14 protein-coding genes are annotated in these 13,193 nt (G+C 49.3%); 2 read left to right on the top strand and 12 right to left on the bottom strand.

The window, feature by feature from the left end:
• Positions 1 to 68 precede the first annotated feature (68 nt).
• From K7P76_RS22480 to K7P76_RS22470, 3 genes are all read right to left on the bottom strand, one after another.
• On the bottom strand, positions 69 to 1,691 hold the full coding sequence (locus K7P76_RS22480; RefSeq protein WP_232187565.1) for a type 2 periplasmic-binding domain-containing protein: 1,623 nt from the start codon (positions 1,689 to 1,691) through the stop codon (positions 69 to 71).
• Between the two features lie 63 nt (positions 1,692 to 1,754).
• The gene (locus tag K7P76_RS22475) at positions 1,755 to 2,699 is read right to left on the bottom strand and encodes a carbohydrate ABC transporter permease (protein WP_232187564.1); all 945 of its coding nucleotides are present in this window, start codon (positions 2,697 to 2,699) and stop codon (positions 1,755 to 1,757) included.
• Positions 2,693 to 3,583, bottom strand: coding sequence for an ABC transporter permease (locus K7P76_RS22470; protein ID WP_232187563.1), 891 nt, complete (start codon positions 3,581 to 3,583; stop codon positions 2,693 to 2,695). The genes K7P76_RS22475 and K7P76_RS22470 overlap by 7 nt, the downstream gene beginning before the upstream one ends.
• Positions 3,584 to 3,832: 249 nt before the next feature.
• Between K7P76_RS22470 and K7P76_RS22465 the strand changes: the two genes are divergently transcribed.
• A complete protein-coding gene (locus K7P76_RS22465; protein ID WP_232187562.1) occupies positions 3,833 to 4,942 on the top strand; it encodes a GntR family transcriptional regulator in 1,110 nt (369 codons plus the stop codon).
• A gap of 389 nt (positions 4,943 to 5,331) precedes the next feature.
• Here K7P76_RS22465 and rpmG read toward each other — a convergent pair whose 3' ends face one another.
• From rpmG to K7P76_RS22425, 8 genes are all read right to left on the bottom strand, one after another.
• Positions 5,332 to 5,481, bottom strand: coding sequence for a 50S ribosomal protein L33 (rpmG, locus tag K7P76_RS22460; RefSeq protein ID WP_232187561.1), 150 nt, complete (start codon positions 5,479 to 5,481; stop codon positions 5,332 to 5,334).
• Between the two features lie 55 nt (positions 5,482 to 5,536).
• Complete coding sequence (locus K7P76_RS22455; protein ID WP_232187560.1) at positions 5,537 to 6,754, bottom strand: GTP-binding protein; 1,218 nt, start codon at positions 6,752 to 6,754, stop codon at positions 5,537 to 5,539.
• Positions 6,755 to 6,790: 36 nt separating this feature from the next.
• Positions 6,791 to 7,738: a metal ABC transporter substrate-binding protein gene (locus K7P76_RS22450; RefSeq protein ID WP_232187559.1), complete on the bottom strand. Its 948-nt coding sequence runs from the start codon at positions 7,736 to 7,738 to the stop codon at positions 6,791 to 6,793.
• Between the two features lie 36 nt (positions 7,739 to 7,774).
• Positions 7,775 to 8,680 (bottom strand): metal ABC transporter permease, encoded by a 906-nt coding sequence (locus tag K7P76_RS22445; protein WP_232187558.1) that lies wholly within the window; start codon positions 8,678 to 8,680, stop codon positions 7,775 to 7,777.
• The gene (locus tag K7P76_RS22440) at positions 8,626 to 9,333 is read right to left on the bottom strand and encodes a metal ABC transporter ATP-binding protein (RefSeq protein ID WP_232187557.1); all 708 of its coding nucleotides are present in this window, start codon (positions 9,331 to 9,333) and stop codon (positions 8,626 to 8,628) included. The genes K7P76_RS22445 and K7P76_RS22440 overlap by 55 nt, the downstream gene beginning before the upstream one ends.
• 30 nt (positions 9,334 to 9,363) lie before the next feature.
• Positions 9,364 to 9,792: a Fur family transcriptional regulator gene (locus K7P76_RS22435; protein ID WP_232187556.1), complete on the bottom strand. Its 429-nt coding sequence runs from the start codon at positions 9,790 to 9,792 to the stop codon at positions 9,364 to 9,366.
• Between the two features lie 181 nt (positions 9,793 to 9,973).
• Positions 9,974 to 10,717 carry a class I SAM-dependent methyltransferase gene (locus K7P76_RS22430; protein ID WP_232187555.1) on the bottom strand — a complete coding sequence of 248 codons (744 nt, stop codon included), beginning with the start codon at positions 10,715 to 10,717 and terminating at the stop codon, positions 9,974 to 9,976.
• A complete protein-coding gene (locus K7P76_RS22425; protein ID WP_232187554.1) occupies positions 10,714 to 11,070 on the bottom strand; it encodes a (2Fe-2S) ferredoxin domain-containing protein in 357 nt (118 codons plus the stop codon). The genes K7P76_RS22430 and K7P76_RS22425 overlap by 4 nt, the downstream gene beginning before the upstream one ends.
• A gap of 144 nt (positions 11,071 to 11,214) precedes the next feature.
• On the opposite strand from K7P76_RS22425, the gene K7P76_RS22420 reads away from it, so the two are divergent.
• Positions 11,215 to 12,219 (top strand): CobW family GTP-binding protein, encoded by a 1,005-nt coding sequence (locus K7P76_RS22420; RefSeq protein WP_232187553.1) that lies wholly within the window; start codon positions 11,215 to 11,217, stop codon positions 12,217 to 12,219.
• A gap of 2 nt (positions 12,220 to 12,221) precedes the next feature.
• On the opposite strand, the gene K7P76_RS22415 is transcribed toward K7P76_RS22420, so the two are convergent.
• A complete protein-coding gene (locus K7P76_RS22415) occupies positions 12,222 to 13,190 on the bottom strand; it encodes a CobW family GTP-binding protein (protein ID WP_232187552.1) in 969 nt (322 codons plus the stop codon).
• Between the last annotated feature and the right edge of the window lie 3 nt (positions 13,191 to 13,193).

Raw genomic sequence — 13,193 nt, 5'->3', positions numbered from 1 at the left:
TATCCTCTGTATGTCTGTAATAAGCAGGCGGAGGCAGAACGAAAGCTCCGCCTCCGCCTTCACGACGTTTAATATTTAGGTTTATTTTTATTTTTCTGGAGCGCGTTCACTTCATCGACGATATTCTGACCGCCCGCTTTCAAATATTTGTCGATAGCGGCATCCCAATCCTTTTCCGTAATTTTGTCGTTGATGATCGCGCCGTCAATAACCGTCTGTAAATAATCATTATAAATTTGCGCGCCCTTCTCGATTTCGACCGGAGAAAAGATCGTTGGATTGCGGTATTCAGGGTATTGTACCTGATTGTAGGTATCGAATTTCGCTTTTGCATCCGCAAAAAACTCCCCAACGCCCGCACCTTTGTATTTCGCTTCCTCGGATTCCCAGTCTAGCGCTTCTGACATTGGGTTTATAAACCTCACCGGTTCGATCTGGCCGTTTTTATAATCCGCTTCCCGATCATCGTCCGCCAGAAGCAATTTCTTACCATCCTCCACCTTGTAGGTTTTGCCCTCGATGCCGTATCTTCTTAAATCGCTGCCATCCGTCAATGTCCAGTTCAAAAAGCGGAAGAAGCCGTCCGGATCGCTCATTTTCGAAGAAATGTACATCCCGCGGTCCCAAGCGCCGAAAGGACGTATGCCGCCCATCGTACCGTCAGGTCCTTCCAGCGGAGGAAGAATGCCGATTTTTGCCGACGGATTCGTTTTCTTCATCGAGGAAAGGATTTCCGGACCGTATCCCCAGTTAATACCAAGGACAGCTGCTTTGCCCGTCGTAAATTTTTGCTTGGCGTGATCCCAGTTTTTAGCAATTAAGAACTCGTTGTCCAGAAGACCTCGAGTCTTTAGATTTTTAAGATAGAAGTAATAGTCCTTTCCTCCCTTGGTCAAATACCAAGGAACAATCTTTTGCGGATTATCCGTATTTTCCCCGTTCGCCGGCCCCCAGGCGTAATGCGGGAATCCGAATGAGGTGGACAGAGCGCCGAGCCCCCATATCGTATCCTGAGCCGTCAACGGAATCAGCTTGGAGTCGCTTTGCTTGATTTTGACCAGCGCCTCTTCCAATTCCTTGGTCGTTTTCGGTTCGGCAATGCCGAGTTTCTCGAATATATCCTTCCGGTAATACATGAATATAGGAATAAGCGGGTTGGACACATTCGGAATAAAGTAGATATCCCCTTTTTCGTCGGTTAGCGTATCCCATACCGATTGAGGAACCGCTGCTTTTACCGCTGGATATTTGTCTAAATAGTCATTGATTTTCATGAATGCGCCCTGGTCCTGCATATCTTTGAATTTCTTGTCCGTAGGTCCGAGCGCCCAGAGCACGTCGGGGATATCGCCTGAGGAGATAATGGTCATAATTTTCTGATCGTATTCGGTTACCGGAATGATCTGCGCGTCGATTTCCACGTTGCCTTGTTTGAAAAGCTCTTTCTCGTAAGGTCCCCCTTTGGTATAGGTGGCTGCCCCCCATACCGGTCTTACATAGCTGAACTTGACCGGTTTTTCCGTCTCTCCCTTGGTTTCTGCGGGTGTACTTGCCGAATTCCCCGAGTCCCCTGAATTTCCCGGCTTTTCGCTTTCTTTTTCTTTGTTTCCGGAGCAGGCAGCCAGTAGAGTTACAACCATGATGAAGACGAGCAAGAAGACCCCCTGTTTTGTAACCATTTGCTTGTTCATGTTCTTTCACCTCATCCACAGATTTGTTTTCTATGAAAAATCCTTGCGGATCCCCCAACGCGTTTAACCTTTCACGGAGCCCAACATGATCCCTTTGACAAAATATTTTTGCAGAAAAGGATACACGAGCAGGATCGGCACCACTGCAAAGATGATCGTAGCCGCCTTGATATTTTCCGGAGTCAGCATGATCTTGGTCGCATCCTGGCTCACCATGGTCGATACGCCCCTCATGTTCAGTGCGTTCATATCGATGACGATGGAACGGAGAAGCACCTGCAATGGCCACTTCGTGTTGTCGGTAATGAAAAACAACCCCGTAAAAAAATCATTCCAATGGCCTACGGCATAAAAAAGACCGATGGTAGCGATAGCCGGTTTCGAGAGCGGGATGATCATTCGCCATAAAATACTGACTTCGCTCGCCCCGTCGATCCGCATGGATTCCTCTAGCTCTTCCGGAATGCTCCAGAAAAAGTTGCGCATCAGAATGAGATTAAAAGGGACGACCAAGCCCGATATCACTAGAACCCAGATGCTGTTCAGCAGATGCACGTTTTTCAGCAGGATATACATCGGGATCAACCCGGGCCCGAACAGCATAGGGAAAACACAAACCCATAGCAGCACTTTGTTTCCGGGCATCCTTGTCTTCGATAAGGCGTAGGCGCCGGTTATTGTCACTGCGAGATTGAATAATGTGCCGACGCTCGTTGCGAATACGGTTACGGAAAACGATTTGAGCAAAATCGATGTCGAGAAAATATATTTATAAGCTTCCAGCGTAAAGCTGTACGGAACGAGCATCATAGGATGTTCGTAAATAGCGTGCGCTTCGCTGAACGACATCGCGAACACGTTCAGAATCGGCAGCAGGGTGACCAGCGCTAGCGCGATCAGGATCAAGTAAATCAATAACTGCACCCACATCGGGTTGCGGTCCAATAATTGCGGCCGATTGATAAGCTTCAATTCGTTCGTTTCGACTTGAACTTGCGACGTTACCATAAAGATTTCTCTCCCGTCCGACGAATGATATGATTGGCAGACACGATCAGGATCGCGGCGATGACTCCCTTAAAGAGGCCAACCGCCGTTGCCAGTCCATAATTCGATTCCAGCAAGCCGACGCGGTACACATAGGTATCGATAATATCGCCAACACCGTAGACAACTGGATTGGATAAAATGAGAATCTGCTCGAAACCGGCATCCAACACGCTCGCCAGCTGCAAAATAAGAAGCATTGCGATCATCGGCCTAATGCCAGGCAGCGTAATATGCCAGATTTGCCGGAGTTTTCCCGCACCGTCCACTTTCACTGCTTCATACAGATGCGGATCGATTCCCGTTAAGGCTGCCAGATAGATGATTGCGGCCCAGCCGAACTCTTTCAAAATACCGGTTATGACAACAAGCGGGCGGAATAAGTCCGGGTTGGCTGCCATATTGATCGTTTCCAATCCGAGCTTATCCAGCACGAGATTAATGATTCCGGAGGGACCGATGACGTTAAAGATAATTCCGCCGAACACGACCCAAGACAGAAAGTGTGGAAAATAGGTTATCGTTTGCACGGTTCGTTTGAACCATATCGCACGAACCTCGTTCAGCAGCAGCGCGAATAGGATTGGCACAGGAAAGCCGAAAATGAGCCGATACAGGCTAATTAGCACAGTGTTGCGAATCAGTTCGGGAAACTTAACGGATGAAAACATCGTTTCGAAGTTTTTCAAACCGATCCAAGGGCTGTCCCAGATTCCCAAAAACGGCTGAAAATTCTTAAAAGCGATTACAACGCCATAAAAAGGGATGTAACTAAAAATGATGAAATAAAGGACCGTGGGCGTAAGCAACAAATAAAAGTACCGCCATTTCCAGATGTTCTGCAAAATTTGTATCCCCCATTGGCAGAGTCTTGAATACGCTTTCTTTCAACTAAGGTTATAATAAATCACATATTATTATATGTCAATGATGTTTTATTATATTTGTATCATGAATATTTTCATTTGTTATATGTAAAAAGCATATAATTGTTACTTTTACTTACTAAAGTTTTCGAAAAAACCAATTGAACCTTGATGTAACATAATGATATAATACATTATAATACTTTTATTTAGACGAGAGGAAAGCTTATGTCGCAACCTACAAGCAACCAACCATTGTACTTTCAAATAAGGGAAACACTCAAAGAAAAGATCGAGCGGGGAGAATTGAAGCCGGGAGATCAAATACCGATCGAGGCGGATTTAATCCAACAGTTCGGCGTCAGCCGGATTACGATCAAAAGCGCATTGAAGCTGCTTGTGGAAGAAGGGCTTATTTACCGGATCGCCGGCAAAGGCACTTTTGTCGCCGACCCTCATGCTCCCAAACCCGTCTCGCAGCTCTTTGCGGAAACTGGCGATGCGATAAAGAGAGTGGGATTTCTAAGCCCGCTGACCAACGATGAATTTTCTGCCCATCTGTTGCAAGGCGTGCAAGAAGCATGCAAAGATCTTAATTTGATCCTTATCGTACGTTCGGCTTCGACCCAGCTTGAAGAAATGGAAGGCATTCGTTTCTTGCGCGCCGCAGGTGCGGATGGGCTGCTGATTTTCCCTGTGGACGGGGAGGCTTACAGCGAGGCGATATTGAATTTGAAAACGGATGGATTTCCTTTCGTCCTGATCGACCGTTATCTCCCCGGCATCAAAACGAATGCCGTATACTCCGACAATTATCTTGGAGGTTATATGGGTACGGAATATTTGATAAAAAAGGGGCATAAGCAGATCGGGATCGTATCCGGGACCAAATCCAAAACATCGAGCTCCGAGGACCGTTTCTCCGGTTATCTGGACATGGCCAAAAAAGCGGGGCTTAAGATTGAACCTTCTCAATGGTTAACCCGCATCGATGAAATCACCTATTTGGATGGTGCGATGACTCAGGAAATGGTTCGCGATTGGCTGCAGTCCCAACCGGAGATTTCAGCCGTATTCGCTTTTTCCAGCGCATTTGCCTTTCATGTGGCTGAAGCAGCTATGAAAATCGGCAAAAAAGTGCCCGATGAGTTGGCGATCCTTTCTTTCGACACCCCTCCTATCCGCGATTTTCAAGGGTATTTCTTCTCTCGCATCGAGCAGCAAGAACTGAAGATGGGCGAGGAGGCCGTAAGCTTGCTTTTGGAGGCAATAGAGGATCCATCGCTTCTTCGGCAAATTGTGATTCCCGTGTCGCTGATGGAGGGCAGAACGGTTTAATTCGCTCTCGCTGAACCTTGCTGCCCAGATACGCAGCGCTGCGACTTAGCCAAGGCCAAAAAACTGCCCTCACCACTCAGGAGTGTGCCGCTGCGACTCCGCCAAGGCCAAAATACTGCCCTCATCACCCGGAAATGCAGCGCTGCGACTTCGCCAAGGCCAAAAAACTGCCCTCATCACCCGGAAATGCAGCGCTGCGACTTCGCCAAGGCCAAAAAACTGCCCTCACCACCAGGAGTGTGGCGCTGCGACTCCGCCAAGGCCAAAAAACTGCCCTCACCACTCAGGAGCTTCGGACATCTTCCCTGCTCATAAAAAACAGGGATGACCTCCAGTAGATTTAACATTCTACCGTGGGTAATCCCTGCTTTGTTTGTCTAACCTGCCTATTAGCGCGTTTCCCGGTGAATCGTGTACTTCTTGAGGCGTGGACTATATTTCCGCAATTCAAGCCTCGATGGGTGCGTGCGTTTATTTTTCGAAGTCGTATAGTTGCGATCCCCGCATTCCGTGCACGCCAAAGTGATGATGACCCGCATGAGTTACCTCTCCTTATTTTCCAAACTTTTTATGGCTCTACTCCATTTCATCCGTCTAATGAAACTGCTCTTCTAGCTGTACATTCGTCTGATTCGGGAAGCCATCGTGAAATTCGTTCCAATCCATGTCCATTTCATCATCCGTCAGCAGGCAATCGTCCAATTCATCCGTTAGCTCTTGGCGGTTCAAGGAAAGCCCGATAAACACGATCTTATTGATCCGATCGCCATAGACGGAGTCCCAATAGCTCGCGACTTTCTCATCCTCGCGAAGGATTTCATCCCTTTCCCACTCAGGCAATGAGGCAACCCAATAGCCCGCCGGACCGAATTGGATCGATGGGCCGGCTTGGCTGAAGTTCTGTGCCATATCGTTGCGAGTCGCTAACCATACCATCCCTTTGGCGCGTACAACCTCTGCCGGCCACTCGCTCATCCATTCCATCAACCGCTCGGGATGAAACGGTCGAATGCGCAAGTATACGAAAGACGAGATGCCGTACTCCTCGGTTTCCGGCACATGATACTCCTTCGCCATTTCTTGCATCCATCCCGCCGATTGGCTCGCTTCGTCGAAGTCGAACAACCCCGTGTTCAGGATATCGGCAGCATCCACTCTTCCGAACTCCGAGCGGACGAGCTTAGCGCAGGGCTGAAGGCTGCGGAGCACCTTTTCCAGCTCGCCGAGTTCTTTCTCCCCCACCCTGTCGCACTTATTGAGAATAAGCACATCGCAAAATTCGATTTGGTCGATGAGCAAATCTACGACTTCGCGGGTATCCTCTTCGCCAACCGCCTGTTTGCGGTCCAGCAGCATATCGCCTGAGGCAAAATCGCTCCAAAACCGATAAGCATCTACAACGGTCACCATACAATCCAGCCGGCAAAACTGCGTTAGATCAACGCCATGCTCTTCATCGATATAAGTAAACGTCTGAGCGACGGGGATAGGTTCCCCTACTCCGGTCGATTCGATCAGAACGTAATCGAACCTGTTTTCCTTAGCCAACCTTTCCACTTCACGCAATAGGTCTTCCCTTAAAGTGCAGCAAATGCAGCCATTGGACATCTCCACGAGTTTCTCGTCCGTTCTCGAAAGCCCGCCGCCATCTTTAATTAGATCCGCGTCGATATTCACGTCGCCTAGATCGTTTACAATTACGGCAACCCGCATCCCATTTCGGTTATTCAGCACGTGGTTGAGAATAGTCGTCTTGCCAGCGCCCAAATAGCCGCTTAATACGGTGACCGGAAGTTTGTTTTTATTGTTCATCATCATTTGCTCCCTACGCGATTCCGAAATATTCTCCTACTCGTTCAAAGCCTTTACCAACCCGGCAAGGTTGTTAGTCATGATACCGATATAATCAAGACCCTTGCTTATGTCTTCCTCAGTCAGTCCTTCGATAGGATTGAGCACATCGGTCTTGGCGCCGATTTCATCCGCGATTGTCTGGGCAATCTTCGGGTCGACGAGCGTTTCGAAGAAGATCGTCTTTACCTCATGCTCCTTCGCGAATGCGACGACACCCGCCATCTCCTCCGGGGACGGCTCCTGCTCCGGCGACAATCCGGCAATCGGAACTTGCGTCAAACCGTAAGACTTGGCTAAGTATCCAAAAGCGGCATGCTGGGTAACGAATTCCTTATGTTTGGCACCGTTCAAATCTTTCTTAAATTTATCGTCTAACGCTTTAAGCTTCTCGATGTAAGCATCCGCGTTTTTCTTGTAGTCGTCTTTGTTGTCCGGATCCGCCTTCTCCAACCCAGCTTGAATAAGACGAACTTCCTGCTGGGCTAACGCGGGATCCAGCCATACGTGCGGATCTAGCGAATGTTCATCCCCCGAATGTCCTTCTTCCGCTTGCGCTTCTTCACCATGCTCATGCTCTTCCGTGCCTTCCATCAATGCGATACCCTTGCTTGCTTCCACAACGATTCTCTTATCGTTAGAGGCACTCGCGAGCGTTTTCTCGGCCCATCCTTCTACGATTCCGTTATATACGAACACGTCGGCTTCTTGAATGGCCGTTACGTCTTTCGGCGACGGCTCCCAATCATGCGGCTCTGCGCCGGATGGAATCAAGCCAACGACATCCGCATGATCTCCCGCCACCTGCTTAGTGAATTCCACCATCGGATAAAAGGAGGCGACCACTTTCAATTTTTCCCAGTTTTTCCCATTCGAATTTCCGCATCCCGATAAAATCAATGCCGCAACCGCAAACCCAGCCAAACCTTTACTGATAGCCTTCATTCCAACTTCCTCCTCATAACCTAACGATAAAATAATTTAATGAATGACAGTCGAATCTTGCTGAAGCCTCACCGTGTCCCGCAATTCTTTTAACTCCCCGCCGCTTTCTTCTTCACTCTTCTTATTCCGCAGCTTGCTCCATCTCACGACAACCTTCTTGATCCCGATTCCCATGATCAGAAACAACAACAGCGTCAACGCGATCGTCCCCCCGGGAGGAGTACTCATCTCATAAGAAGCCGTCAGACCGGAGAAAACTCCCGCAACTCCGATCATCATGGCCAGCCATAAAGCCGCGGTAAAGCTTGGAGCAAGCCGAATCGCCAACGCGGCAGGCAGCACAATTAAGGAAGATACGAGCAGAACGCCGACGATAGGCATGGCCGCCGCTACGATCATCCCCGTCACAATGCTGAATAGCAGGGAAATAAACTTCACGGGCACTCCGTTCGCTGTCGCCGTCTCCTCGTCAAAGGTAATGAGGTACAACGGTTTTCTTAGAAAATAGAAAAACAAAGAGCCTATAAAAGCGACAGCGACGACAAGAATGATTTCCGTCTTCTGCACGGCAACGACGGATCCGAACAGATAAGAGGAAAAGCCTCGATTAATTCCCGGATTCATGGACATCAAGACGACAGCCGTCGATAGTCCGCCGATCATGATGATCGCGATAGAAACCTCGGAATACGATTTATACGACCTTCTGACGAACTCCACGACGATTGCGCCAAGTACGGCTATGGCAAAGCCGGTCAAAGCAGGATTAAATTGAAGCAAAGCTCCCGCCGCGACTCCGGCCAGCGATACGTGAGAGAGCATATCGGCCATTAACGCCTGTCTTCTCAGCATGAGATATACGCCAAGCACCGAAGCGATCATCGCGATTACCCCACCGGCGAAAAATGCCCTTTGCATGAAGTCGTAGTGCAGCATTTCCATCCTCCGGCCTCCTTCCTTTCCAACTGGATGATCCGATCCAAGTAGGGGCTTGCTTCGGATAAGCTATGGGTGACCATGACGACAGTGATGTCGCGTTCTTTGACCAGTCCGCCTAGCTGTGCGTAGAGCCTAGACCGGCTATCCGTATCCATCCCGTTGGAGGGTTCGTCTAGCACCAGCAAATCCGGCTGCTGCGCCAATGCCCTTGCGATGCAAATCCTCTGCTTCTGTCCGCCTGACAATTCGCCTATCTTCCGGTTCCTTTGCTCCCACATTCCGACCTGCTTCAGCGCTTGCTCGGCTAGCGCATGATCGTTGCGATCAATTCTTCTAAACCAAGATCCGCGCGTATATGTACCCGAGCGAACGAATTCCAATACTTTGCTAGGAAATCCGCTATTAAAGGCGGAAATCTGTTGAGGAACGTAACCGACGACGAGTTTCTTTCCGTCTTCGCGCCTTCGGGCTCGGGCAACCGTTCCGCTCCATGGCTGAAGCAAGCCGAGCGATAACTTGAGCAGCGTAGTTTTGGAAGCTCCGTTAGGCCCGGTTACGGCTACGAACTCCCCGCTGTGGATCTCGATATCCACGTCTTCCAAACAAGGAGTGTCCCCATAGCCGTAGACGACATTCTTCATGGATGCGAGTAACATTTCTTCACCCTTTGCTAGTAGATTACTTGCTTATGACTTGCTGCAATCGGCGCAATACCCAAGAACCTCATGCCGATGAATGACAGCTTTGAATTCCGCCGGCAATTGCGGTATCACGGCTGTAGTGCTGGATTCAAAGGGATAAACGATGTCGCAATTCATACATACGAAATGATGCTGCTGAGCATCGGAGGGGGTTCGGTTGACGCCGAATTTCACTCCGTCTTTGTTGTAGAACGGCTCGAGTACTCCCATCTCCTGCAACAGCTTCAGATTGCGATATACCGTATCGTAGCTGAGTCCCCGATGCTTCGACCCGAGATAATGATAGACCTGCATCGGCGTTAACAAATCCGAGGTGCCCGCGAACAATTCGGCGATGGACTTGCGTTGCTCGGTAACCCGTAAGCCGTTGCGGGATATCATTTGAATGATCTGTTCCGTTTCCGGGTTCGCCATGCGGATTCACCCCTTTGCCAGTTCGTAATGATTACGTATTGTATTCAAAAAAAGAGCGACAAATTCGTCTTTGCCCACAATGCGATTGTTGTTAATCGTAGCAATTACATTTATTAAATGTAATGTTTACTATTAATTATGTCAAGAAAAAGGTTGAGCATGCCGCTGTGAAACTCGATCATTAAATCCGGTGTCCCACCATGATCATCCGCGGCGAAAGTCGATCGTCATAGAGCGCCTCATTATAATTACCGTGGACATTGTCTATGGCTAGCCCCGCTTCGTCCAGCAGGTCCGTTAACGTATCCAGCGAATAGAGCTTGATTCGTTCTCTATATCTGCGCGCCGGTCTGCCCGATCCCAGAACGATGATTTCTTTCGTGACGAATCCGTCTTGAATTCGGCGTGTCTCCAAGATCGCATTTTCTCCAACCTTGCGTTCCGAAAAAAAGACCAGATGATCGACAGTGTACCGCGCATTTATATAGTCGATAATGAAGCGGCCTCCCGGTTTCAATGCTTGCCGAATTTGTTTCAGCACTTTTAACTGCTCTTCGTCCTCTTCGAAATAACCAAAGGATGTGAACAGATTTACGACCGCATCAAATCCTTCTATAAACGTCTCGTCGCAAGGCAATGAGCGCATGTCGCTTTCGATCCAACGAATTCTATTGGCAGGATCGGAGGCGCGCGCCTTCTTCAGAAGCACCGGGGACAAGTCGACGCCCGTCACTCGGAAGCCCGCTTCAGCTAGTGCCATTGCGTGTCTTCCCATACCGCAGCAAAGGTCCAGTACATGGCTCTGGCCAGGAAGCTCCAACCACGCGATCATTTTTCTGACTTCGACTGCCGCTCCCTGCATGTCCCGGTGTTTATAGACGAGCAAGTAGTCTTCGCCAAAACTTTCCTCATACCAGTTATTCATTTACGGTCCTGTCCTTTCACTGAAATCCCTGATGGCGTCGCGTATGGATTAAACGAGTAGAGCAGTCGGTCTTCAAGTTTGCGGCCGTCGATGAGGTTCCGAACGAGCTCCTTGCCGGTCGCGGGCGTCATGTCTCTATACCAGGATCCTTCCGGGTACGCGATAACGACGCACGCATCCACGCATCTCCCGTTGCAACGAGTACGAGTCGTGTGAATAAGATGATCCGCACCTAGTCTCGATATTTCTTCTCTGATCGCTGCGGTAACCTCTTCTCCCTGGCGAAGCATGCAGCTTTCTCCATTGCAAATAAGCAAGTGGGTTTGCAAGCCCTGCAGGTTCCATGTGCTCACAGTAGGCCTCCTTTAATTTAATTGTAATTATTACGATTATATAATCAGGGAATCGAAAAGACAAGGACTAGATTTGACTTTGAATTTTCGAAATTTTATACTTACTATACGTAATAATTACAATTAAAGACGAGGATGAAGCCAATGACAACGATTCAACAAGAGGATTCTCGCATTCCGGTCACGATATTAACGGGATTTCTAGGGGCTGGGAAAACGACGCTGCTGAACCATGTCCTTACCGCCGATCACGGGCAGAAGATCGCGATCATCGTGAACGAGTTTGGAGAAGTCGGCATCGACAATCAACTGATCGTCGGCGCGGATGAGGAAATCATCGAAATGAACAACGGTTGCATTTGCTGTACGGTCCGGGGTGACCTTATTCGGATTCTCACCGAGCTCATGGAAGCGAAACAAGGCCAGGGGGACCAACGGAAAGCCGGTTTTGACCGCGTATTGATCGAAACGACGGGATTAGCCGATCCAGCTCCCGTTGCCCAGACTTTTTTCGTGGATGAAACGATTGCCGATTTCTACCGCTTGGATGCGATCGTCACCGTTGTCGACGCCAAGCACGCCGGGCAGCATCTCGACGAGGGCCATGAAGCGCAAGAACAGGTCGCATTCGCGGACGTCCTTCTTCTGAACAAGACGGACTTGGTGCCGGAAGCCGATCTTCTCCAGCTAGAGCAACGCCTTCGCGCCATGAATCCGGCTGCCAAGCAATACCGGACGCTGCAATCGAAGATCGATGTTGCGCATATTCTCGGAATCGAAGCATTCGATTTGGCTAAGAAGCTTGAAATCGATCCCGGATTCCTTGAAGAGGAAGACCATGATCACGACGACGATGTCACCTCTTTATTTTTCCGGGAAACGCGCCCGCTTGACATCGACAAGGTTAATCAATTCCTAAACGAATGGCTGCAGGATCATGGTACGGACACCTTCCGTTACAAAGGAGTTCTACATATTAAGGGAGTCGATCGGCGCGTCGTATTCCAAGGCATCCACATGCTGTTCAGTTCCTATGCCGATCGCGCTTGGAAGAGCAACGAGGTCCCGCTGAGCGAATTCGTCATTATCGGGCGCAACCTGGATGAAGCTTGGTTCAAGAAACAATTTGCGGGTTGCGTGGCTTCCTAAGCTTAGAACCCGATAATTTCCAGCATGGCTTCATTGGCTTCCGACAGGGCATCCGACTCCCCGATGACGACAAGGACTTCTTGCACGGCCTTCTGCGGCTGTATCGGCATCATCTCCAGTTCGCGGTAAGCATACTGGATGAGATGAAGTCCTTGCTCGCCGGCGAACCGGACGATCCCCTTCATCCGATGAAGGCCATGGGGCAAGGAAAGACAGGCGGACTGAAACGATTGCCGATCGATAGGTTCGTCCAAGTAATAAGTTTTGACCGTCAGCGATGAGTGGGAGTCTTCCCCATCCTCCTCCATTGCGAGGTCGGCTGCCCCCTCTCTTTGTGCGACAATATCGCCGGGGTTAACCTGCGTATGCGAATCCATGAATCCCAAGCCCTCGCTGCCTTTAATCGTAGCGACTAACGGGGCATGTTCGTTATATTGACGAATCCATTTCTCAAGCTCAGGAAGGCTCTCTATCGGCACCCGATCGATTTTGTTTAGCAACAGCCATCCAGCCGTTTGAATTTGGCTCTTGTACAAACGGGCTTCCCGGTTGGTTGATTGTGTATAGGTATCCAGGAGCATACGAGCATCGATCACGTTGACGATAGTTCTTAACTCGGTTCTCGTCAGAAGAGAGGCATCCGATACGCCTTCTATAATCTCCGCGGGATGAGCGGCTCCGGTAGCTTCGATAAGTAGAATGTCAGGATTATATCGCTCATACAAATCCAATATCGTCATGCTCAGATCTCCTCGGATCGTACAGCAAATACATCCGCCAAGCATAGACTCCGTCGGTATGTCATCCTGTACCAATAAGCCATCCACGTCCGCATCGCCGAATTCATTGATGATGACCGCGGGACGTTTGCCTTCAGCCTTTAATCGTTCTAGCAGAGCGAGAAGCACCGTTGTTTTGCCGCTGCCAAGAAAACCGGTTAATACATGTATGGGAACGATAGGATTCGTCATAGT

Source organism: Cohnella silvisoli (genome assembly GCF_021190915.1).
Lineage (GTDB): Bacteria > Bacillota > Bacilli > Paenibacillales > Paenibacillaceae > Cohnella > Cohnella silvisoli.
The sequence above is the reverse complement of the archived record's forward strand: the minus strand, read 5'-3'. Positions and strand labels throughout refer to the sequence as shown.

What these genes read in the sequence shown, in the direction of transcription:
- K7P76_RS22480 (WP_232187565.1), bottom strand. Translation starts at nt 1,691, where the DNA reads ATGAACAAGCAAATGGTTACAAAACAGGGGGTCTTCTTGCTCGTCTTC.
- rpmG (WP_232187561.1), bottom strand. Translation starts at nt 5,481, where the DNA reads ATGCGGGTCATCATCACTTTGGCGTGCACGGAATGCGGGGATCGCAAC.
- K7P76_RS22440 (WP_232187557.1), bottom strand. Translation starts at nt 9,333, where the DNA reads ATGTTACTCGCATCCATGAAGAATGTCGTCTACGGCTATGGGGACACT.
- K7P76_RS22475 (WP_232187564.1), bottom strand. Translation starts at nt 2,699, where the DNA reads ATGGTAACGTCGCAAGTTCAAGTCGAAACGAACGAATTGAAGCTTATC.
- K7P76_RS22415 (WP_232187552.1), bottom strand. Translation starts at nt 13,190, where the DNA reads ATGACGAATCCTATCGTTCCCATACATGTATTAACCGGTTTTCTTGGC.
- K7P76_RS22455 (WP_232187560.1), bottom strand. Translation starts at nt 6,754, where the DNA reads ATGAACAATAAAAACAAACTTCCGGTCACCGTATTAAGCGGCTATTTG.
- K7P76_RS22435 (WP_232187556.1), bottom strand. Translation starts at nt 9,792, where the DNA reads ATGGCGAACCCGGAAACGGAACAGATCATTCAAATGATATCCCGCAAC.
- K7P76_RS22465 (WP_232187562.1), top strand. Translation starts at nt 3,833, where the DNA reads ATGTCGCAACCTACAAGCAACCAACCATTGTACTTTCAAATAAGGGAA.
- K7P76_RS22450 (WP_232187559.1), bottom strand. Translation starts at nt 7,738, where the DNA reads ATGAAGGCTATCAGTAAAGGTTTGGCTGGGTTTGCGGTTGCGGCATTG.
- K7P76_RS22445 (WP_232187558.1), bottom strand. Translation starts at nt 8,680, where the DNA reads ATGGAAATGCTGCACTACGACTTCATGCAAAGGGCATTTTTCGCCGGT.
- K7P76_RS22420 (WP_232187553.1), top strand. Translation starts at nt 11,215, where the DNA reads ATGACAACGATTCAACAAGAGGATTCTCGCATTCCGGTCACGATATTA.
- K7P76_RS22430 (WP_232187555.1), bottom strand. Translation starts at nt 10,717, where the DNA reads ATGAATAACTGGTATGAGGAAAGTTTTGGCGAAGACTACTTGCTCGTC.